The 21979-nt window shown below is 42.3% G+C and carries 22 protein-coding genes; 6 read left to right on the top strand and 16 right to left on the bottom strand.

The annotated features are described in order from the left end of the window. Position 1 precedes the first annotated feature (1 nt). The 6 genes from FHG67_RS19695 to FHG67_RS19670 all read left to right on the top strand — a co-directional run bounded on the left by FHG67_RS19695 (position 2) and on the right by FHG67_RS19670 (position 5642). Entirely contained in the window at positions 2-316 is a 315-nt protein-coding gene (locus FHG67_RS19695) for a 7(1) septoil knot domain-containing protein (RefSeq protein WP_004498874.1), read from the top strand. Continuing rightward, entirely contained in the window at positions 313-1443 is a 1131-nt protein-coding gene (locus FHG67_RS19690) for a baseplate J/gp47 family protein (protein WP_142499602.1), read from the top strand. Before FHG67_RS19695 ends, FHG67_RS19690 begins: the two co-directional genes overlap by 4 nt. After that, a complete protein-coding gene (locus tag FHG67_RS19685) occupies positions 1436-2101 on the top strand; it encodes a hypothetical protein (RefSeq protein WP_004501519.1) in 666 nt (221 codons plus the stop codon). Before FHG67_RS19690 ends, FHG67_RS19685 begins: the two co-directional genes overlap by 8 nt. A 56-nt stretch (positions 2102-2157) precedes the next feature. Next, a complete protein-coding gene (locus tag FHG67_RS19680; protein WP_004498892.1) occupies positions 2158-2880 on the top strand; it encodes a hypothetical protein in 723 nt (240 codons plus the stop codon). Next, on the top strand, positions 2873-4357 hold the full coding sequence (locus FHG67_RS19675) for a hypothetical protein (RefSeq protein WP_004501535.1): 1485 nt from the start codon (positions 2873-2875) through the stop codon (positions 4355-4357). Before FHG67_RS19680 ends, FHG67_RS19675 begins: the two co-directional genes overlap by 8 nt. A gap of 784 nt (positions 4358-5141) precedes the next feature. Continuing rightward, positions 5142-5642 (top strand): hypothetical protein, encoded by a 501-nt coding sequence (locus tag FHG67_RS19670; protein ID WP_004497448.1) that lies wholly within the window; start codon positions 5142-5144, stop codon positions 5640-5642. Here the strand turns inward: FHG67_RS19670 and FHG67_RS19665 are convergent. From FHG67_RS19665 to FHG67_RS19585, 16 genes are all read right to left on the bottom strand, one after another. Further along, positions 5623-6189, bottom strand: coding sequence for a hypothetical protein (locus FHG67_RS19665; RefSeq protein ID WP_026054406.1), 567 nt, complete (start codon positions 6187-6189; stop codon positions 5623-5625). The two genes, FHG67_RS19670 and FHG67_RS19665, sit on opposite strands and share 20 nt — an antisense overlap. A gap of 17 nt (positions 6190-6206) precedes the next feature. After that, positions 6207-8030 carry a molecular chaperone HtpG gene (gene htpG, locus FHG67_RS19660; protein ID WP_004500627.1) on the bottom strand — a complete coding sequence of 608 codons (1824 nt, stop codon included), beginning with the start codon at positions 8028-8030 and terminating at the stop codon, positions 6207-6209. Beyond that, positions 8027-9664, bottom strand: a complete 1638-nt coding sequence (locus FHG67_RS19655; RefSeq protein ID WP_172616540.1) for a BatD family protein — start codon at positions 9662-9664, stop codon at positions 8027-8029. Before FHG67_RS19655 ends, htpG begins: the two co-directional genes overlap by 4 nt. Then, positions 9661-10365, bottom strand: a complete 705-nt coding sequence (gene batC / locus FHG67_RS19650) for a TPR repeat-containing protein BatC (RefSeq protein ID WP_142499938.1) — start codon at positions 10363-10365, stop codon at positions 9661-9663. Before batC ends, FHG67_RS19655 begins: the two co-directional genes overlap by 4 nt. Beyond that, positions 10362-11405 (bottom strand): VWA domain-containing protein BatB, encoded by a 1044-nt coding sequence (batB, locus tag FHG67_RS19645; protein ID WP_004502670.1) that lies wholly within the window; start codon positions 11403-11405, stop codon positions 10362-10364. Before batB ends, batC begins: the two co-directional genes overlap by 4 nt. Next, positions 11402-12340: a VWA domain-containing protein BatA gene (gene batA, locus FHG67_RS19640; protein ID WP_002625205.1), complete on the bottom strand. Its 939-nt coding sequence runs from the start codon at positions 12338-12340 to the stop codon at positions 11402-11404. The genes batB and batA overlap by 4 nt, the downstream gene beginning before the upstream one ends. Then, positions 12337-13206: an LB_053 family protein gene (locus tag FHG67_RS19635; protein ID WP_004500659.1), complete on the bottom strand. Its 870-nt coding sequence runs from the start codon at positions 13204-13206 to the stop codon at positions 12337-12339. The genes batA and FHG67_RS19635 overlap by 4 nt, the downstream gene beginning before the upstream one ends. Further along, complete coding sequence (locus FHG67_RS19630) at positions 13203-14033, bottom strand: DUF58 domain-containing protein (protein ID WP_002625186.1); 831 nt, start codon at positions 14031-14033, stop codon at positions 13203-13205. The genes FHG67_RS19635 and FHG67_RS19630 overlap by 4 nt, the downstream gene beginning before the upstream one ends. A gap of 5 nt (positions 14034-14038) precedes the next feature. Next, entirely contained in the window at positions 14039-15028 is a 990-nt protein-coding gene (locus FHG67_RS19625) for an AAA family ATPase (RefSeq protein ID WP_004497394.1), read from the bottom strand. A 370-nt stretch (positions 15029-15398) separates the two neighbouring features. Next, the gene (locus FHG67_RS19620) at positions 15399-16013 is read right to left on the bottom strand and encodes an LIC20036 family protein (protein WP_036076074.1); all 615 of its coding nucleotides are present in this window, start codon (positions 16011-16013) and stop codon (positions 15399-15401) included. Between the two features lie 240 nt (positions 16014-16253). Next, the gene (locus FHG67_RS19615) at positions 16254-17579 is read right to left on the bottom strand and encodes an LIC20035 family adhesin (RefSeq protein WP_004502101.1); all 1326 of its coding nucleotides are present in this window, start codon (positions 17577-17579) and stop codon (positions 16254-16256) included. Between the two features lie 191 nt (positions 17580-17770). Continuing rightward, complete coding sequence (locus tag FHG67_RS19610; protein ID WP_004502060.1) at positions 17771-18838, bottom strand: DUF1574 domain-containing protein; 1068 nt, start codon at positions 18836-18838, stop codon at positions 17771-17773. Between the two features lie 16 nt (positions 18839-18854). Then, complete coding sequence (locus tag FHG67_RS19605; RefSeq protein WP_141638254.1) at positions 18855-19067, bottom strand: hypothetical protein; 213 nt, start codon at positions 19065-19067, stop codon at positions 18855-18857. A 222-nt stretch (positions 19068-19289) separates the two neighbouring features. Next, a complete protein-coding gene (locus tag FHG67_RS19600) occupies positions 19290-20474 on the bottom strand; it encodes a Kelch repeat-containing protein (protein ID WP_004497440.1) in 1185 nt (394 codons plus the stop codon). Positions 20475-21116: 642 nt separating this feature from the next. Further along, a complete protein-coding gene (locus FHG67_RS19590; protein WP_004502079.1) occupies positions 21117-21488 on the bottom strand; it encodes a PIN domain-containing protein in 372 nt (123 codons plus the stop codon). 61 nt (positions 21489-21549) lie between these two features. After that, complete coding sequence (locus FHG67_RS19585; RefSeq protein ID WP_002625198.1) at positions 21550-21972, bottom strand: SRPBCC family protein; 423 nt, start codon at positions 21970-21972, stop codon at positions 21550-21552. Positions 21973-21979: the final 7 nt, after the last annotated feature.

The following is a 21979-nucleotide window of genomic DNA, read 5'->3' as shown; positions in this document are numbered from 1 at the left end:
GATGAAGAGATTTATTTTGATTCTATTATTGATTCCTGTTCTACTTTTTTCAGAGAGTTCTGTTTCCAACGACTGCATGTTTCAAGGAAAGAAATTGTATGGTCGAATCATGCTCGTTTCCTCAAATCCGGATCTTCGAGTTCGTTCCGTAAATACGATTCCCGATTTGAGAGTGCAGGCGGTGACCACAGTCCCGAATCGTTGCGGAGAATGGCAAATGGTTACTTCGAATCCGGATCTCCGTATCCAAATAGATCCTTCTTTCGGTGAGTTTACAATTCAGTTTGTGGAATCTTTCCCGGGAGTCGGTCCTTGAATCTAAATGTAACGAAGGATCAGGTTCTTTCCGATCATCTGCAAAGTATAAAAGCCTCCGGAGTTTTTAAGAATCATTCATTCAGCCCAACTTCCAAAACGTTCACGCTCATACGCGCTGTTTCGAACGCTGTCTTCTCGTTTATCGATACCGATCTAATCTCAATTCAAAAAGCGATTCACCCGCATACTGCGGAGGACGATGCGCTCCACGAACATTTAATCCGACGCGGTATGAAATGGAAACCGGCTCTTCCCGCAATCATCAAGGTAAGAATTGGTTCCTCTACTCAGCCGATCATCGATCGGGATATTCCTCAGTCTTTGGTTGTAACGACTTCCGGAAACGAAGATCAGAAGATCCGATTCTTTCTGATCGATTCACTTACTCTTCCCGCCGGGATCTCCGCAGACGCTCAGGGAAAATTCACGATCGAAGCCTTCGTTCAGTGTATGATCGACGGTCCTGCGGGGAATGTCGTTCCGGGATCGATCTCGATCATAGAAAGTCCGCCGGAAGGAATCGACTACATTAAGAATCTCGAATCAGATCCGATTCAACAAGGTCAATACCGTGAAACCCGAACTTCCGTTCGTTCCCGCCTTCAAACCGCCGAAGGCGTTTCTTCCAAATGGACTCCGGCGTGGTATACGAGCGAAGCGGAAAGTTTCGCATTCGTCAAACGAGCTATTTTCAAAAGCGCGAAAACACTTGGAAAAGACGGAGAAGTAAAAATTCTTCTGCAAGGTTCTGTTGGTTCTTTGACATCCGCTCAACTGAATCAAGTTCAGGATCATTTCAATGCCGAGGAAAACGATCCCGGTGGAGTCGCTCATCTTTCCGCAGAGAACATCAACGAAGCGGTCATAAACAAAACGGTGACTGTCAAATTTTCTTCTTCGGATAAGATTCCAAGTAAATCCGTTCTCGATCAAATCACGGATGAATACTTTCTTTCTCTTTCCGAAGGACAGGATTTTGTGGATGCTCAACTGAAAAGTCTTTATCAGGCTCTTCCAAGTTGTATCGATGTGGAATTCAATCCTCTTGGAAACATAGACGTTCCTGCCGGTGCTTTAGCAAGTCCCGGCTCCGGATTCCAAGTTGTAGGGACGGTCTATGTCTGATTTCTTCCAGTTCGATTTTGACGCGACCGTTTGGAAGAATCTCCGCGCGTCGATTCGGAAGAACGGAAATTCTTCTCTTTGGTATCGAGCGTTAAATTCGATTCTGAAAATCTTGGAAGATCGCGATTCCCGTTTAAGTTGGCTTTATCGTCAAATGTGGCTCGAAACTTCCGATACAACCGGTCTGGTTCTTTGGGGAGTTCGTTTCGGAATCGAAAAACTTCCGGGGGAATCTGATGAATCATATAGAACTCGTCTTCTTCTCGGGAAGCTTTTCAGACTCTCGGTTCCGACGGTCGCAACGAAACGTCAGGTAATCCAATACGCGACAGGATTATCTTCGGATCAAATCTCATACGTAAAACTCTATACTTCCGACGAAGGAAAATCCGGTTTTAGAATGGGTTCCGAAATGGATCGTAGAATGCTTCCACGAAAGTATATTCTGAATCGATACCGTTTCCTATTTTCAAAACTTTCCGACTCCTTTGACAGAATCAGATTGAGTAAAGCGGTGGACGCCGTAAACGTGGGTGGAAACGTTCCCGAACTTTGGGAAGATCGAGGCGAGTTTGATCCGTTTGTTATGGGAGGAACCTTAACCGGAAAATTCCATACAAGGCGAGCTGAAAAGGTTCGTGAATTCGCAATTTATTAGAAATAAAAAGAGCGTATAACGCGCCAACTACTTAATCGCTCCTTGTTAGGAGCAATATGGAAAAGGTTTTTGTTTACTCAATCGATTCTCAGGAAGAATTTCCTGTCGATCGCAACGATTCAATCAATCTTGAGGTTGAATTATTTAACCGTGGAAAATCCGAGGAAAAACAAAAGCGAATTCATCGCGGAACGTCTTTTCCTCCGGAAGGCTTCAAATTTGAATCAGGTTTTTTGAAAGAACTCTCCCTTTCCGAAAAAGCTGATCGAGGCTTATTCAATGTTCCTCTGAATCAAAAAATCGAAAACGATCAGCTCGTTCCGAAAACTACATTAGAGCTTTTGCAATGTGGTTTTCTTACGATTTCAAACTACAAAATTCAAAAAATCACCCTAATCAATTCAAAATTCGACGAAGCTCTCGAAACCGTTCTTGCGCGTTATCCTAAACATGAACCGATCTCTTGGCCGGTGTTACGGGAACAAGCGAATCTTTGGATCGAAACTTTACCGGCTGGTAGAGATTCGATAAAATTAAAGCTTCAAGCCCTTGTAAGTGAATCAAAATCAAATTCCGATGATGATATTTCAGAACTTGCAAGTTCCGTTCAAGATAAGGCCGCAAAATACGAACTATTCAGCGGTACCTGTAAACGAATCAAAAAGGATCTGATTTCTCAGATCGAGAATAACGAAAAAACGAACGTTTCAGTTCTCTACACAGAAATAGAAGCGATCGAAATTTCTTTCCCCACTTATGAGGAGGTCACAAATGGATAAACTCCCAGGAATTACATTTCCAAGTGTAGGCAAGAGAGTCTTTCCGGAAGACTGGATTCACGAACAAGAATCAAAGTCCAACGCAGTGCTTCAACGCGACATGGATGCTTGGGGTCCTGGTATCGACTCCGGAGGAACCATCGTTATCGGAACTGGAGCGAATCATGTAGACCTTACTGATACTTTGATCGCTTACGATGAATTTGGAAAGAGAGTTTGCATTCCTGCAACGGCAAACATCCAGGTTCCAAATAACGTAACTTTCACTCTCGTTGTTCGTCACAAATTTCAGGAAACTCCATACGATAGTCCTTCGAATCTTCCTTCTGACGGTCCGGTCATTTGGAGAGACGATTCTAACGAAATAATTTGTCGTCAAGGTTCTCTCGTCGCCGGTGATATTTCACTACGAACCATCACTGTAAACGGTTCCGGAACTGTTTCGCTTGGAACTGACCTTCGTATTATGCGCGGACTTAAAGGAAATCGTATCAAAGACGGTGAAGTTACAGAGTCAAAACAAGCGGCGAACGTGAAAACCGGTTTGGTGACTGATCTTCATTCCGACATTATCGCTGGAATTAATCCAGATACAAACAATCCTTTGAAGTTCGTAAAGGGGATCAATCAAGTTTACCTTTTCTTCAAAAACTTCCTTGACGTTACCTTCAAGCAGGAAAGGAAGTTCGTTGGAGAAATGTTTTGGATGGACGACATTCGAACTCCGTCTACGGATTTTCCAGCGTTTTGTTTGGCCAGTCCGGATCAATTGATCAATGCAAGTGGTGCCGGTGGAATGCCGGATCTGGTTTCGTATTGGTTGAACAAACCTTTTCGTTATGATCCTCTTGGAACGAATGTGATCGACTTCGACGCAATCAGTTATGCGATTTCAAGCAACGTTCTGACTGTGACGTTCGCAAATACGACAGCCTGTCAAAAGTTGATCGATGCCCTTATTGAGGATAATCTGGTTCATAGTTCTTTTACGAATTGGATGACTGGAACGCTTCAACAAGCAATTGGGGGAGTTCCCGCAAATGCAACCCTGGCTATCACGGCCCTCTCGTCTGCCAGTAGAACGATTAGTTTCACGTGTTCTGCTGCGAATTCCAGCGGATCACTCTCTGGAGTTAAGGTTCGTTTCTACAAACATCGATTGCCGGACATCACTCCGGGAACCTCAATTACAAATCAAGCTCGACATTTTGCGGTTCAGGGACGAGCTTTTGTGTCGGTGATGGATTCGGATAGCGAATGGATCGGCGGGTTAAGAAGAAGGGATAGATTTCAGGGGCATGTTATTCAGGGTATTCAAAATGGAGGAAGTGCAGTTATGCCAGGTAGTTCTATTGGAACGGGCAACCCGTTAATCCCATCCAACGATGGAATAAATGGACCTCCGAGGATGGGTAAAACTACCGATCCCAGAGGATTATCGGCATTTCCGTATGTGTTTGCAAAAAGGGTTCTCTGAGGGAGAAACTGGCTTTAGTTTAGGGGTTAGTGCGCAACGCGCTTTTCAGTGTTGCGCGCGGATAAGTAGGAAATATTGGAACTTGCGAAACAAAGTGAGACAGATTTTAGGAAAAAAATATTCGAATTGAATTTTTAAACAAGATTTGCAAAAGTTCCTAGGTTTCGAGATGCGAGTGAATAGCGGTTGGGAATGTAGAATAAAAAGGGAGTTTTTATGTAGAGCGAATATTAGAGTTGTTGAAAAATTCCGTGATTCGATTAACAAAACCGCTTCAAACGTCCATTTCAATGAAGCAGAAGCGGATAGAGAATTAATTTTTCAAAAACTCTATTCGCTTCAATTGCAATCAGAGCGATTTTTTGGTCTTCTGGCATGGATTCCAATCCGCAAAAATCTATAAAAAAATTCAATTTTTTAAGTCTTCGGTTATGATTTGTCGGGTAAGTCCTTCCCTAAAAAAAATTTGATTTCCGGATAAACTGTAAAAAAATTTTTACTATTCATCTCTATACAATAGAGCGTCTAAACGCGGGATTTATGTTCAAATGAACGGTATTCTATTTTAAGCCTGTCCCAAAACGTAGGAACAATTCCAGCGATCCGCGGAGATTCCGATACGATCGAATGGTTTTGGGACGAACTCTTTATAGAAATCAGTAAAAAACCGATTTTGAAAAATTTTTAACTCTCAACCTTTGTACCGAATTCACGTTCTTTTATCTGGTTGTAATAATCCGGTGAAATTAGAAACTATCCGGATAGAACTCTATTCCTTGTTTCCATGAATTCTACTGTTAATTCCACTCCGTTTTATAAAATACTCTTTACAATCGGATTCGGTTCGATCTCATTCTTTCTTCCGTTTTATCTCGTCGTCTCCAACGAAAACAAACGCCTGGATCAAGTTTATCGAAGTTTGAGAGAACCCGGTCCGACCGTTTTCGGAACCCTTACGGAATCGGTTCGTATAGAGAAACCGGGAAGAAGAGCTTATCTTGTTTCCTATAGAGTCCCCGATGAGTTCGGGAAGTTATACGAAATCACGGAACAAGTAGACGAGAATCTACACCAAAGACTTCGGGTCGGAGATAGCATAGAAGTACGCAGACAAACTTTCGAGACTTTCGGAAAAATTCAAGTTCTGGCGAGAATTAAAAAGAATTCTCTTTTTATAAACGATTTCGACTTTTTAGAAATGTTCTCGATGATGGGGCTTTGTTTTTCGGGAATTTTACTCGCAAGCGGATTTTATTATCGGATTTTCAAGGATCGGGCAGCTTGATAAAAAAGGGATTCTCCTTTTGAAATATCAGCTGCATCTGGTACGGTTCCATTACGTACCGGGAAGGATTCATTTCGTACGAGATATATAAGAAATACTTATCGTAAATTACGATATACATATATTCCTGAAATCGAATATGTTGCATCTGATTTCGAATCCCGCGCATCCAAATGGAATCAGCCAGAACTCTCTCATAGCGAATGTTCGCCGCTTTGATCTGTTTGAAATAATCAGGCGACAGAGAAGGTTCCCTTCTCCTGAGTTCGAGCTTAAAGGAGCGGATTAGGTTATATTCCAGCTTCGCTTTTTCGAGGGCGTCTACGTCCGGGACGGTACGGAAGTAATATTCATAATATTCCTTATCGAGAGCGGCGGCGTTCTTTTTATGAACATCTTCGCTTTCCTCCGGTCCGGAGACGGGAGCTTGCACACTTTGAGCAAATAATACATTTTTGCCGGAAAGCAAGAGAACCAAAAACAGTTGTATCCGAAGCCGATCCATAAAACGCACACTATATGTATCGGACCGACTTCGAAATTCCAAGCCTTTTTTCCGAATTTTCAAGAAGCGCTTAACTCTTCCAAAGTTTCCGTAGTTCGTTTTAAGTATTCGGAGAATTCGGCTTCACCGAATATTTTAGAAGAAAGCAGGGCCATATCGTATACGGTTCGGGCCAACTTATCCGCCTTAGTCGAACGAATTCCTTTGGACAATCCCAGAATATTCTTCACGAGAGCGGAGCGAGTGTTGATTACGAGAGTATGATTCTTCAAAAGATCGAGGGGATTTTGACCGCCCATCGCACCCATCTCGCTCAGTCTGCGGAGATGCTCCGGAAGAAGAACAACCGCCGGAACTCCTTCCGCTTTGAGAGGTTCCACTTTGATTTCAAGTCCGTCCCGCTTCAGAATCTTCTCGAAAAATTCTTTGATCCGGTCCGCCTCGGTCTTGTTATCCGAGTCAACAATCGAAGAAGAATGTTCCTGATCCACGACTCCGGCCGCAAGTTCCGAATCCGCTCTTTGAAATTTCATATCCGGATTTTTAGATTCCAAAAATTGAATAAAGTGAGAATCGATTCTAGAATCGACTAAAATCGCCTCAAGCCCTTGGGATTTAAGCAGGTCCATATATACGGAGGAAGTTTCCGAAGCGTAAAACACTTTCCCGTTGTTCCTGTCCTTGTTTTTATTCCAATAATCTTCGAGACGAACGATTTCCCCGCTCGAAGTCTTAAAAAACACAAGATCCTTTGCGGCGTCGTAGAACTTGTCGTCGGTCAACATTCCGTATTTTACGAAAATGGAAATCTCATCCCAGTTCTTTCTAAATTCCTCCTCGCTCTTTTTAAACTCCTCGTTCAAACGATCCGCGATTTTTTTCACGATATGCGCGGAGATTTTTTTCACCAAAGGATCGTTTTGCAGATACGAACGGGAAACGTTCAGAGGCAGATCGGGAATGTCGATCGTTCCTTTGAGTACGGTCAAAAACTTAGGAACCAAGTCGTTGGCGTCATCGCTTACGAATACGTGATTACAGTAGAGTTTGATTCCGGATTGATTTACATCCAGTTCGTGTTTTAATTTAGGAAAGTATAATATACCCTGTAGACGGAACGGATAATCCACGTTTAGATGAACGTGAAAGAGAGGTTCTCCCGAAAAAGGGAAGAGATAATTGTAAAATTCCTCGTATTTTTCCTTAGTTACGGAAGAGGGAGCTTCGGACCAAAGAGGAGTTTGTTTGTTGGCTTGTTCGTTTTTGACGTAAATTGGAACGGGTAAAAAATCGCAGTACTTGCGGATCAGCTCCTTGAGTTTCCATTGATCCAGATATTCTCCGGAATCCCCGTCGAGATAAAGGGTGATTTTAGTGCCTCTTGCGGTTTTATCCGAAGAACGCAAAGAGAATTCGGTTCCGGATTCGCTTTCCCAAATTACTCCGGTAGAACCTTTTTTATACGACTTGGTTTCTATAATTACTTTCGTGGAAACCATAAAACAGGAATAAAAACCGAGTCCGAAATGCCCGATGATTTCGGGTTTAGCCCCATCCCCTTGAAATTTTTTTACGAACTCTTCCGCGCTGGAAAACGCGATTTGATTGATGTATTTCTGAACCTCTTCGGAACTCATTCCGATTCCGTTGTCTTCGATCGTGAGAATCCTTTTTTCTTGATCGAATTCAAGATCGATTCTATAATCGGTGCCTCCTTCGAATTCCTCGGAGAACGCTATTTTTTTTAACTTAGTGATCGCGTCGTTTGAGTTGGACACCAGTTCTCGGATAAAAATATCTTTTTCGGAATAAAGCCATTTTTTAATGATCGGAAAGATGTTTTCCGTCTCCACGGAAATTTTTCCTTTGATTTCTTCGCTCATAGAGCTCTCTCCTTTATATGTTTTAAAATACGATTCGCAATACGAAGCAGCGTCCTTTTATCCTTGAGATTCAACCGAAATGCAAATTCCGGCCCGGCTCCGGAAATTTCTACGAGGAAGGAAACATCCGTTTCGGAGATCCCCTTGGAAAGCAGAAACTGTCTTAATACAAAGCCTCTTTTAGATCCCATTTGTAAGTCAAGTTCTTTTAAAATAGGAACCCCGAAGATCGGGAAAAGAATCGGGAGCGATATGAGAAAAGTTGAATCCGATTTTCGAACATGAAACCAAATTGCGACGATCGTAACGAACAAAAATCCGAAAAGAAAAAACAGAATTTGAACCTTCCTTTTTTCGGCAATCGAACTTGAAGACCCCGCGCTTTTAGAATCTTTTTTCATCCGAGTCGAAGGAAGAACGTTCACCGACGGAATCTGCAGAGAAATCGTTTTGTAACTTCCAGAATCCGGATTGAAAAAAACGAAATCCCTCGGCTTCTGTCTCCAAACTCCGACCGTCTCCATCGGAATTCCGTATTCAAAACGAGCAACGGAATAAAAACCGTAACCGCCGTTTTTCAGTTCGGTAAATTTCCAAGACTTGGATGTGTCATACAACGTGAATTTTGAAGAGCAATTCTTTTCTTCTTTGCAAGTCGAAAGAGGCTCCGTGACCGAGGAAAGATTACCCTCTCCTTCGATGACAACGCTCAGATACAAAGTGCTTCCCGTTTCGACCGTATTGGGGTCGTTTTCAATTTTTACGCGAGCCTTGAATTCTCCGACACCTCCGCTGAAATTCCCTTCGAATTTGGGAAGTTCCTTCACACGAATCCGACTCGCTGTCGTGGTGACTGTTTTCATATCAAAGTAAGACTGAAGTTGACCTTCCAAAGAAAAAGTGGTCTTGCCTAGATCAAATTCCCCGGCACGGAGAGGAACCAAGGAATAAATTTCTTTGTTATATACGGCGACGTCGTAGATGTTTCTTTCATATAAAACTTGATCGGGAACTTTTACGGCGACACCGGAAAGAACTTCGCTTCGGAAATACGGAAACTGAATCGAATCGGCCGGATTTCGATCGAAGTAAGGTTTGCGCACGTCCCTATAATACAACGTAAAATAACCGATGATCGGCTCTCCGATCCAGGCTTCTTTTTTACTCGTTTGAAAGATCACTTTTAAATCCGCGTTTTCGGGCAAATCCTCTTCCTCAAACTGAAAGAAACGATCAAAAAAAGAACCTCCCCTCCTTGTAGTTTTAGATCTTTCGAGCACTTGAATCTGAAGAGGATCGGAAACGAATTTTTTACCATTCACTTCTATGCTCATACGGGGAAGCGTAAAAACTCCTTGTCTCGAAGCTTTGATCCTGAACTTTAAAAGCTTTTTTCTAAAAACCTGAAAGTTGACGATCGTAGTGTTCTGTTCCGAACCCGCATAAAAAACAGAGATATCCCCGCTGGAAAAAGAATTCTGAGGAATCGAAACTCTGGAACCCATATCCATTTCAAAAACCGCATAGGATTCCTCTCCGAGATGAAATGTGTTTCGCGTAACGTAGAATTTTGTTTCTTCCGCCGCAAGAGATCCGGCCCAAAACAAAACAGGCAAAACCCAGAATCTCTTCACCAAAAAACCTCTCTATCTCTGCTTTTCCCGCTCTTTCTACGGACCTTATTCAAATCCAAAGAATCCAAGATCCTTTTTGTTTCCTCTTCGGTGAGACTGCCCGTAGCGGATCCTTTCTTTTGACTTTTTTCGATCGGTGAATTTCCGTTTTTCGAGTTATCCTTGGAATTTTGAGATTGGCTTTGAGAGGAAGAATCTTCCGAGTTCTGAGGCTGGCTCTGGGAATTGGAATCCGGGGAACTCTGAGAAGGAGGAGGTGTTTTACGAAGGTATTCTAAATTTTTTCTTGCTTCTTTTAAATCGGGATTCAACTTCAAGGCTTTGATGAATTCTTCCGCCGCCTTTTTGCGGTCCCCGGTGCGCATATAACCGTTTCCTAAATTGAATCTGGACTTCCACTGAACCTCGGGAGAAGAAGAGGGAGAATTAGCGGCTTTTTCGAAATGACCAATCGCCTTATCTATGTTACCCGATTTAAATTCCGCCGCGCCACGATTGAATTCCAATCTGGAATCATCCGGAAAATAAGGCTCCGCTTCCCGGTACATCTTCAAAGAGTCGAGATATTCTCCCTGATTGTAGTATTCCAATCCTTCGGCGATCCGATTTCCTCCCGGATCCAATTCGATCGCAAACAAGGAGACGGCAAAAGGGAAACAAATCAGAATAATTAAATATTCTAATATACGAATTCGTTTCATACTTGAACTCCCGATTTCCGTTTAGAAAACAGGAAAAATTCCACCAAAATCCAATCTAACAATAGAAAAAAAATCGCCAAAAACAAAAATTTACCGGAACCTTCCGCGCGTTTCAAATCCTTACTTCTGGAATACAGATTCTCTTCCAAAGAAAGAATTTCCTTTTGAAAAGACGTTATGTCCGGAGGATTTGAATCCAAGGAATAAAATGTTCCTTCGTTTCTATCGGCAAGATCCTTTAAAAAAATCCGATTCATCTTGGAATGTATGATTTCGGGGGAATTTAAGTCCGGCGTCAGAGTTCCGTCCTTCAAAAGAAAACCTTTTAAACCAGAATTTTCGTCGTTATAAGCGATCGGGCCGCCTGCCTGCGTCCCGGCCGCCCACACTTGAAAACTGGCCGGAAAAGAAACCGGATCTGGATCGTTTTGATCTTCTCCGTCCGTCACCAGAATCAAAATTCGATTCCGAAAAACTTTTTCGGATTCGAGCAACGCGTCCGCTTTCAAGAACGCCCGATTCAAATCCGTCCCCCGATCCCCGACCATGTCCACATCCAAACCGCGCACGTAGTCCGAAAAGGCGGAAACGTCCGAAGTCATCGGACAGTATAAAAACGGATTCCCGGCGAAGACAATCATCCCGAACCGATTTCCCGAAAGAGCAGGCAACATACGCAATAAGATTTCTTTGAATCTTGCCAATCTGGTCGGAGGACTATCGATCGCTTGCATGGAAAGGCTTACGTCCACTAGGAAAAGTATATCGACTCCTTTGAAAGATTCCTTCTCTTTTTCGTCCTTGGTTTTCGTTTTCAGACCGCTAAAAAAGAAACATACCAAGGTCGCAAAAATCAACAGAATTCTTGCAAACACAAAACGAGTATCCGGAAAAGAGGAAGTCCTCTCCAAACCAGGATAAAAAAATTTCCATTCTTTTATTTTATAAATTAGGAATATTCTAAGTATAGAATATATGATCCACACGAACACGAGAGCGAAAAATAGGTTTTTTAGATAAGCGGAAAACTCGTGAATCATACGTAATACCTGAGAAAAAAAGCCCGTAACATCAGATCCAAAAGCAAAACGGCAAGGGCTCTGTAGAGCCAAATCTCATATTCGGTTTCCCGAATTTCTCGGGGAGGAGCCTGCAAAGGATCTTTTTCAAGAGAATCGATCGAAGCGAGAACCGCTTTCATTTCCTCCGGATCTTCCGCCCGAAAAAACTTACCGCCCGTGCTCGCGGAAAGTTCTCGCAGGATTTCGAAATTGATTTCGTAAGAACCGTCTTCTTTTCCGATTCCGACAGAATAGATTTTCACACCGATATGTTTCGCAAGATCCGTCGCAGTTACCGGATCAATTTTACCAGTATTGGAAACGCCGTCCGTAATCAGCACGATCACTTTAGAACGAGCCTGAGAAGCTCTCAGTCGATACGTGGAAAGTATGATCGCGTCTCCGATCGCAGTCCCCTGCTCCGCAACGGTTTCCTCTTCGATCGTTCCTAAAATTTCGTTCAGGGATTCCCGGTCGCCCGTGAGAGGAGCTTGCAGATACGCCGCACCCGCAAAAACGACCAGCCCCAAACGATCGTTTTTTCTTTTGTCGATAAACCTTCGAAGTAACTTTTTGGAAACGCCGAGTCTCGTCTCCGGAAGAAAATCTCGACTTCGGGACATGGAACCCGAAACATCCAGGGCGATCATGACATCGACTCCTTCTTTTTCATCGGGAAGAAAAGTCGTTTTTTTACCCGGTCCAGCAAGAGCAACAACCACCAAACTGATCGCGATCGGACGAAGTACGGGCAAGAATTTTCCGAAATCCTCGAACTTGGAAAGTGCCCCCTCCCTTCTACCCGGAAGTCGGACCTCCATTTTTTTTAAGTACATTTTGTTTTTATAATATATAAACGCCCAAACCCAAATCGGAATCCAAAGGAGAAATGCGTAAGGATATTCAAAATTCATTTTTTATCCCAAATTCCTCGCCAGTGTAGAAACTTTTTTTCCGCCTCTTCCTTGGATAAGAACGTGCTTTCGGGTCTGAATTTTTTTTCGGTTAAATACGATCTCCAGAACTGAAGTTCTTGCTCTTCGAAAGGAAACTGATCGTACAAAAAACGAAAGAGTTCCGCTTCGGTAAAAGCGGAAGTTTTTCTTCCGGAAAGGCTCGCGGACTTTTCACGGATATAGCCGGATAATAACCGAGCAAAATCACGCGCGGGAACCGACTCCTGTTTCAAAAGTTCGTTCAATCGAATTTCATAGATTTCCGTTCTTTCCGGAATCGGTTCCGATTGAATAATCGCGTCCAGAGGTGAGCTTTTGCGGGTGTAGATACGATAAATATAAATTCCGAAAACGAGTAATAGCACGACAAGAATAAAGAACACGAGTAAATTTCTCAGATAAGGACCCGAAAACGCCAAGGGCGGAATGATATCTGCAGGCCCCGCATCCGAATCGGGAATCGAAGATTCGATCAGAACTCGTTTTCCGGAAAATTCCTTTCTACCGTTTATGTCCGTCCAAGAAATCGGAACCGGGTATTCCCCCGTAACGTAAAAAACGAAGTCCACCGTGAGAGAGTTCTTTTTCCTTTCGGAATATAAAATTTCGAACCAAGGGATATCCGGAGAATCTTCCAAAAAATAAAGCTTTGTTTCCGGAAATTGGATGTCTTTGATTTCTCCGGCATCCCATTTCAATTCGTACCGGATTTTTTCGGCAATCAGCACTTTTTCCGGAGCAAGAAACTCGACCGTTTTCGCGTTTAAATCCACACATAATATTATAATCCAAGAATATATAATAATTCGAATACTTTTTTTCATTTTGAAAAGTACCGTATCAAGTCCCCGGTTTTCAACTCGTGTTCGGTCAGGTCCAATAAAGAGGACTGAAAAAAGGAACGTAAGGATTTTAATTCGAATTCGGGAGAAAGACTCTTACCGAGTAATCCTCCTCTGGTTTCCTCCGGATCGCGCGTGTAAAAAAAGGACAATAAAGATTTAGGCGGATCCATTTCCAGGGGATCTCTGAATCGAATCGCGTGCAAAGAATAATGTTTTTTTAAACTGGAGTATTTCTTTAAGTTACGGACCCCGATAAAGTCGCTTAATAAAAATACCTCCGCATGTCTATGGATCCGATTTTTCAGATATTGAAAGGGAAACAACGGCTCCGATTTCCTCGGGATCAGTTTCTTATCCGAAATTTTGCGCAGCACCGGAAGCAATTCGTCACGAGATTTTAAAAAGTCGGTTTCCCATTCCGCCTTATCGCAATAAAGAACGATCTTGACTCGGTTCCCTTTTTGTACATAGAGCAAGGAAATGAGCGCAAGAACCTGGAACGCATTTTCAGCTCGGGAACATTCCCCCGAACCCCATTCCATCGAGGAAGATATATCATAGAATAAAATTGCCTGTCTTTCTTTTTCTTCGTAAAACTCCCGCACATACAATTCCCCGAAACGAGAGGTCACGTTCCAATCAATCAGTCGGGTGTCATCTCCGAAACCGTAAAGCCGAACATCTTTGAAATCGAGCCCTCTTCCTCGTTTGGAACTTTCCGCACTTCCGACTTTTTCCCTAAAGGATCGGGACTTACGTCCCAATTCAAGACTCGAAAGAACCGATAAAAATTCTTTACGGATCATAAAGACTAAGGAACCGGAGTCGCCTCCACAACAGTCCGGATCAGAGACTCTACGTCCAATTCTTCCGAAATCGCCTCGAACGTGAGAAGAATTCTATGCCTTAAAATTTCCACGAGCGAAACCTTTACATCCTCCGGAATCACGTATGTTCTTCCGTTCAGAAGCGCGTTTGCTTTAGAACTTTTTAATATACTTAAGGAAGCCCTCGGAGAAGCCCCATGGCGGATATACGGAATCAATTCCGGAATGGTTCTTTCTTCCGGTCTTGTGTTTCGAACCAACCGAACAATGTAGGACTTGATTTTTTCCTCGACGAATACTTCGTCGAGCATAGAAGACAATCGCAGAATTTCCGCGGAAGTGATCGCTTTTTTGATCTTTCCGTTTGTCGTACCCAATTTACCGTGCTGATCCAAAATGGAAACTTCCTCTTCCAGTGCGGGATAATACACGTTAACCTTCATGAAAAACCGATCCATCTGCGCCTCCGGCAAGGGATAGGTCCCGTCCTGATCGATCGGATTCTGGGTCGCGATCACTAAAAACGGCTTATCGAGTTTGTACGTTTTGTCTCCGATCGTAATCGTCTTTTCCTCCATGCTTTCGAGAAGAGCGGATTGAACCTTTGCGGGCGCCCTATTGATCTCGTCAGCAAGAAGGACTCCGGTGAATACCGGACCTTTTCTGGTTTCAAACTCGGTGGTCTTCGGATTGAATACGACTGTTCCGACAAGATCCGCCGGTAAAAGATCGGGAGTAAATTGAATTCTTTTAAAATCCAAATCCAATGCCCTCGCAAGCGACCTTGCGAGCAATGTTTTTGCAAGTCCGGGCATTCCCTCCAAAAGAACGTGACCTTGACAGATTAGACAGACTATGACGTTTTGGATAACTTCGTTTTGTCCGGTAATTTCTTTTTCCAATTCCTTTTTAAGAGTTTCCAATTTAATTCTGGCAAACTCAACGTCTTCTGCGGAAAGCGGATCTTTTTCCATAGGGTAAGAATTCGACAGCCTACGATCCGCTTCAAGCGAATTCAGGATCGATCGGACATGATTTGGATTTGACCTTCATTTCCAAAAGAGTTGGAATCTTTAGTAACGACTTAAAGCCCGAAACATCAAACCGACCTAAATCGTTTGTCGGAGATACAACATACGTACATTGCGCCTTTAAAATACTTATTATCTTACCCGGGACTTGGGATTCCTATACTTTAGTAATTCCACGTTGGGCTCAAACCTTCCCAGTTTTTACGTATAAAAACACGTAGGAGTTCCCACAAATTAGAAAGACATTCCTTTCATGCATTTGTCAAAACAAACTTTATCACTTTCTACAAACGCATCCTATGGAACGACAAAGTTACCGCTTTGCATCCCAATTTCCGGAGCTATTATTACCTCGGTATGTTCCGCTGATGGAACGACCTTCTAAAACTCCGGTGTATTTTTGAGAAAACGGAACGTTACTTCCGATCTCCGAACATTTTATTCCGACGCAAGACCGGACGAATTGGATTTGATTTCCCTTCGTGAAAATCCCGCCGAGAAATTCCGGCTTCCCTTTTCCCCAATTCGAAAATTTTAAAATTCCGTAGAGCCTTCCGTTCTTTCCGCCGAAAAATTGCAGAGTGCCTTTGTGAGGACCTACATTCAACTGATAAATACCCACGAAGAGTTTATCGTTTGCGGAAAGTTCGGCGGAGTCGGAAGATTTTTCTTCCGGTAAAAATTCTATCTTTTCGACCAGATCCGTCGGAATTTCCTGATCCGGATCCGTGATCTTGAGAAATTTTGAATCGATGGAAACGAGAACGCCTTGCGTAAAAGATCCGTTATAAGTTACCTTTGCGGTTCTTCGAATATTTGAGCCGCATGCTCTCAGAAAAAAACCGAGAATAAAAAACAAAATCGCTGTGGGGATAAAAATCGTCAGACCCCGTCTCCAAAAAGACCGGAAAGAATTTTCAATACTCATACAATATTTATCGGTGGATTTTAAAAAAGGCTTACTTCGAAAATAAAAAGCCGGAAACCGCAAAACAAAGAATTCAATATGCGAGAATATTCCTAACGGAAGCAGGTTTTTAAATATATCACAAAATTAGAATATACGCCCCCGTCTTACAAATCGATTTTTTTAAGAGAACATTTAGGAATTAGCGCAAAGTTCCGAGCTTTGAACCTAATTCCTAAAATCTGTATTTGCCTCTTCTAATTACTTGCAAGGCGGGCTCTGCATTTCTCCCATTCTTTTGTTTTCGTTTCCGTTGATGTAGAACATTTTACCGGAAGCGGTCGTCCAACAACCGTTCTTTCGGTTGGTACCCACCATGATCGCGCCTTCTCCGATTTTAGAACCGTTGTCGTCGTATTCTATCGCTTTCGACTCGCTTAAAATTTCGAAATGTTTTTTACCGTTTTTGTAAAACGTGAAAGGAATATCGGGTTTATAACTCGCCTTAAGTTCGTTTGTCGCCTCGTCTATGTTCATAATTGAAAATTGAAGTTTACCCTTTCCGATCAGCTGCCCTTCCTTGTTATACGCTTCCGCAGAGGACATCATAAACTCGTTCATCATCTCACCCTTATAAGCGGGATTCCCGTTACTCCAATTGAACTTCCAAACTCCTTTGCGAGTATGTTCTCTCTGACCTTCGGCAAAGATATTTCCATTTTTATAATATTCTTTCCAGTAACCGGAACGAAGCGCCTTTTTCTCTTTCGGATCTTTTTCCTTTTCGGTTCCCGGTTCCAACTTCGGTTTATAACCGCCTTCCATTTGGATGGAACCGTTATCGTAATAGGTTTTCCAAACTCCGGTTTTCAGATCATCCTTGTAGGAGCCTTCGCTTTGAACCGTACTTCCATCTTTATGATAGGAAGTTTCGGCGCCCTGTTTCTGTCCGTTGGAATAGTTGGAAATTTTTTTCTTAGCTCCATTTTGTCCGGGCTCTGCGTAGTATTCGGTCCAAAGACCGTCCTTTTGATCGTCCTTATAAGAACCTTCCTCGTCCATTAAACCTTGATTGTTCTTTTTCCAATAAGGTCCATTTTTCTTATCCGCTTTGTAACTAGTACTTTCGGTTTGAGTTCCGTCTCTTTTAAATTTCTTTTCTTCGCCTTCTTTCACACCGGCCACGTAAGGAGTGTCCCGCAGCACTTCTCCGGTTTCGTAAAGAGTTTTCCAAGAACCTTCCCTTTTATCGTCCTTGTATTCTCCCGTTCTAATAAGAATGCTGACTTTCTTTTTTGTGGAGGAATCCTCCTTCTCCTGATATTCCTTCCAGGCTCCGTTCTTTTTGAATTTCTTAATCTGATCCGGTTTTAATCCGTCAAGTTGTTCCGGAGTGCAGGGTTTACCGCTACAATCCGTAACTACCGGACCTTCCGCTTTCATATTGAAAGTTTCCTTATATTTTTCCACACGGATATTAGGAGGTAAAATTTGAATTTCCTGATCCTTTCCTTTATTTTCCACGCCTGGAATCGTAGAACAAGAAACGGCCGCAATCGCGATAAGAGCTAAACAAAGTTGTTTCATAATTATTCCTTAAAAGTTAACAAACTTCCCACAAACGTTAAGAAGCCGAATTTAAAAGTCAAGAAATTCCGAAATCACAAACAGATGCAGAGTGAGACCAATTCAAAAACGGTCGGATCCTCGACAAAGTATAAAGAATTAACCCGGCTTTTCCGCGACGAATCAGGCGAAACAACGACGTTCCCGAAAATTTATTTTTTGTCCAGATAGTAGTGAAGCAAAATAAATCGAATGAAAGGACGATAACAATCCAAGGACATATGACCGCTATCCGCATACGTATTACAAGCGTAGTAAGAATCCTTACTCATATCCAACAAAGGAATACCCGCTTTTTCGTGCATCGGTTTTACGATTTGGAACCAGGGTTCGAGAACATTCAGTTCGTTCAGCACTTTTTCCATCGGAGCCGAAGCGCTTGGTTTTACGAATAAGGCTCTCCATTTTTTTTCCAGAAGTAAGTTTAGAATTTTTTGATAAAATTCATACTGTATCGGCGAAGGAGCATAGGAAGGATAAATCCAACCGACCGTTTTATGGGCGGATTCTTGAATTTTGCCGAAGTCCTTTTCCACATAAGCTCCCGCAGGAGAAATGGCATTTCCCTTGTCGGTTTTCAAAGTGGCGATTGTCATCGTTTTAAGCAATTCGCCGATCTCGAAATTCTCGTTCTTCAAACGTTTGATCACATTTCCGATATAAGGTTTGTTGTAACTCACTCCGAAAAGAAAATTCGCAAAGTAATAATTCACGTTCTCTTTTCCCAAAGTCCAAGCATATTTCAGAATAAAGATCGGGTCGAAGCTGTTCGCTAAATTCGATTTTTTGAATGTAGTACTGTTTTTATTGAATTGAAACGGATCGCTTTCGATCACGATCAAGTCGGGATTCACCCCGCCGTTTGCAAGTCCCTCTAAAAAGTAAAGATAATAGACGGGAGTTGTAACCGCGGAAGAGAGATTATAGACATCCCAATCAGGATAAAAAGCCTGAAGATCCGAGTTTTGAAAGTAGAGCATCCGAGAAGATCCCATAAGAATCATAAGTTTTTTCTTTTTTTCCGGATTTTTGGAATACTCTCCATCGGAACCGTATTTGGAAACGATCTCCCGAAGAAGCTCCTTTTTTACATCGTAGTAGATGTAAGTAAATTCCTGTTTTACGTAATCCCTAACTTTATCCAAAAAGAAAATCTTATCGAATAGAAATATCGCCAAAAAGAGAAGGACCGGATACCAGAGGAAGGGTTTGGACTTCAAGAAATTCTCCCAATACTCAATTAAGAAGTTGTCCAATTTCAGGAGGAAATGTTGTAATTCCTTGCGAACTCAAATCCAAACTAAGAACCTTCGAAGGATTTTGAAGTGTTTTTGCTAAGTCAGTGTAAGTTTCTTTTTCAACTTCCTCCGTTTGCAACTCAGCAAAGAGACAAATGAGAAGGAAAATTGTAGCTTTTTTCAAATAAATCATTGTTAAACCGAAGTTCATAGATGGGTTCTCCGTAAAATTTAGAATCTTTCCCAAAACGTAGGAACAATCGCAGCGATCCACGAAAATTCTCATAAAATCGGATGGCTGGCGGATAGCTCTTATTATTTTCTTGAAAGATAGAATCGATTTTGTAGAAACTATAAAATCACTTAATCTTTCACTCACAACAAATCAACGAACAATCTATCATTCAAAAAGTTTAACTTTGGAGGTCCGCATCTACCACTTTAAAATTTCAGAAGAATTTTCATATCCCGTGGCGCTCATACCACCAAATACAAAGATAGATCCATTGCGAAGTGTAGCCGAGTAATGGCCATGTCGTAGTGCTTTGAGTCTGGGGATTTCACACCAGGAATCCGTACTCGGAAAATAACGCAGATTGGAAGAAACGAACCCCTCGTTCCTTCCTCCTAAAAAAAGAACCGATCCGTCGTTTAGAAGTTCCATCGTAAATTCGGAACGAGGAACCGACATCTTTTTGAACGTCCATTGATTGGTTCGAGGATCGTAGATTTCCATACTGTCGCGATACGCAGATCGATTTGCAATAGAAAATTCTCCTCCCGCTACCAACAATCTACCGTCGTTTAACAAAATTGCAGAATGGCTATGTCTGGATTCTCGCATCGGAGGAAGTAAGGTCCAGGAATTATCATTCGAATTGTAGAGTTCCGCCGTATTTATTGAGACGCTATTGTTGTTATTTCCTCCGGCCACCAATACCTTTCCATTTTGAAGGGCGGTCGCAGTGGTAGCCCAACGAGCAATTGTCATTGGCAGTGTGTCGCTCCAAGTGTTCTGAGTCGGATCATAGATCTCGGCGCCGAAGGTTGCATTGAAATTCTCTTCTCCACCGGATACAAGAACCCTCCCATCTGCAAGAAGTACGGGAGCATGCAACGCTCGAGCGTGTCCCATCGGAGCCGCGAAGCTCCAGTTTCCATTTGCAGGATCGTAGAGTTCAACCGAAGACAAAGAAATAAGGTTTATATCCGTACCACCGAAAACCAATGCCTTGCCGTTATTCAAAGAAATACTGCTATGATATTCTCTGTCAACGTTCAACGGATTGATCGTCGTCCACTGGGAAGTATTGAAATCAAAGGATTGCACTTGATTTAAGATTCCATTTCCAAGATTACCTTCTCCGCCGATAGCCAAAACTTTTCCGTTTGTAAGAATCGCTTTACTTGCTTGCGATCTACCGGTTGCTCCGGATATTACATTCCAAGTTCTGCTACTTGACGCAGAATCTTGACAAGCAGGGACGGTCGTAGTCGTAGTTCCCAATATACCCAACAAAGCCAGGAGATCGGATGAATCCCCTCCATCCGATTTCTTACATCCGATCCATGATATGATAACCAGCACAAATAAGAATAACTTTATCTTGAATTTCATAAAAGCGAGAACCCCTTCGTTGAACGACTACTTCCCCGTATAACCAATAGAGTGGCAAATAATTCCTGTCAACGAAAAAGATTCAACAGCGTTACATTGGATGTGAATCTACTGAAGTGAATATTTCCAAACCTAGATAAAAGACCTTAAAACTTGTTCTATTTGCCTCTATAAAAATAAGTACCTAAACGCCAGTATGTTTTAGAATAAAACACAATCATTCGGAAGTTCTCACATACCACAAAAGCATTTCATCCAAACTCTAACACAACATTCCTATCATAGTCTAAACCACCACAAGTGCTTGGATGGATATAAACCCGTCGTTCGAACGACAATTTTTTTCAAAAAATAATCGATCCCATCTACATTGGGGAAAAGTTGTTCGCAACATCTCTTGTCCTCTAAAGAATGATCGGCAAAAAAGATGACTCGGGAGAATTTTCTCCATCGTAAAATCATATTTTCGCAGACCAAAAGTCATTCGTTATGGGAACTCCCAGAGCGACTAAAAAACAACATGAGAGTTTCGAATGTTCGCATCAGAGAGAATTTGATTTTCGAAATTCGTGATAAGAAGAGGAAGAGTCGGTAAAAACACCGACTCAGGTTCTTTGAGAAGCAGGAAGTTGTCAAATGAAATCAGGCTGTTACCATGTCTTTTTGAGAGAACTGTTTGCGCTTTCTTTGTAACTCAGCGAACCATTCTCCCGCGTGTTTATGATAAGCGACTAAACGTTTGACATAGACTCTTCTTTCAGGCATTAGAACTCGCCTCGCTTCAAAAATAATTTCTTCCACAATCTTCGTGTGAAACGTAAAGTGACTGGAAAAAAGATTGAAGTAATCTCTCTCCGAAGCTTCCCAAGGTCTGGAAGCGATGTCCGTGAAATATTGTTCTAATTGTCCGATATCATGATCAAAGTCCGATTCGTAAGGGGAATTGACGACCGCTATCGTATCGGTGAGGTCTGTGAGGGTTTGAAAGTAAGTCTCTAATTCAGGTAGTTGCACAGGTAAAAATCACCTTTCCTATAGGTTCCATTTTACCATCTTTTTTAGAGGCCTTGCACGTTCAAGATTTTTTAAGATAATCTTTCAAATGTTTTCCTTCTTCGTCCCATCCTTCCGAAGCGGCTTCGACCCACACGTCATACTTCTCGCTTACGGGATAACCAGAATTCGTCACAATCAGTTTGGAAGAATTCTCGCTCAAAGAATGAAATTCCAATTTCAACTCAATATCGCCCGCGGGATGATCTTGCCAAAGTAATACTAATTCTTTCAAAGGAATGATCTTTTTATAAATTCCGTTTGTCGTTAGATCCCCTTCCATTCCAAGTTTCCACGTCCAAGCAAAGTTAGCTCCTTCCTTAGGACGGCCGGTGACCTTATCCGCAAGCCAATGGATCAGTTCTTCGTTCACTGTGACCGCATTCCAAACTCTCATCAGAGGATAGTCGAACTGAAATTCTTTTACAACGCTTCTAGTTTCCATGCTTTCC

The sequence above is a fragment of the Leptospira weilii genome (assembly GCF_006874765.1).
Lineage (GTDB): Bacteria > Spirochaetota > Leptospiria > Leptospirales > Leptospiraceae > Leptospira > Leptospira weilii.
Note: the sequence above shows the minus strand (reverse complement) of the source record. Positions and strands in the feature narration are given on the sequence as shown.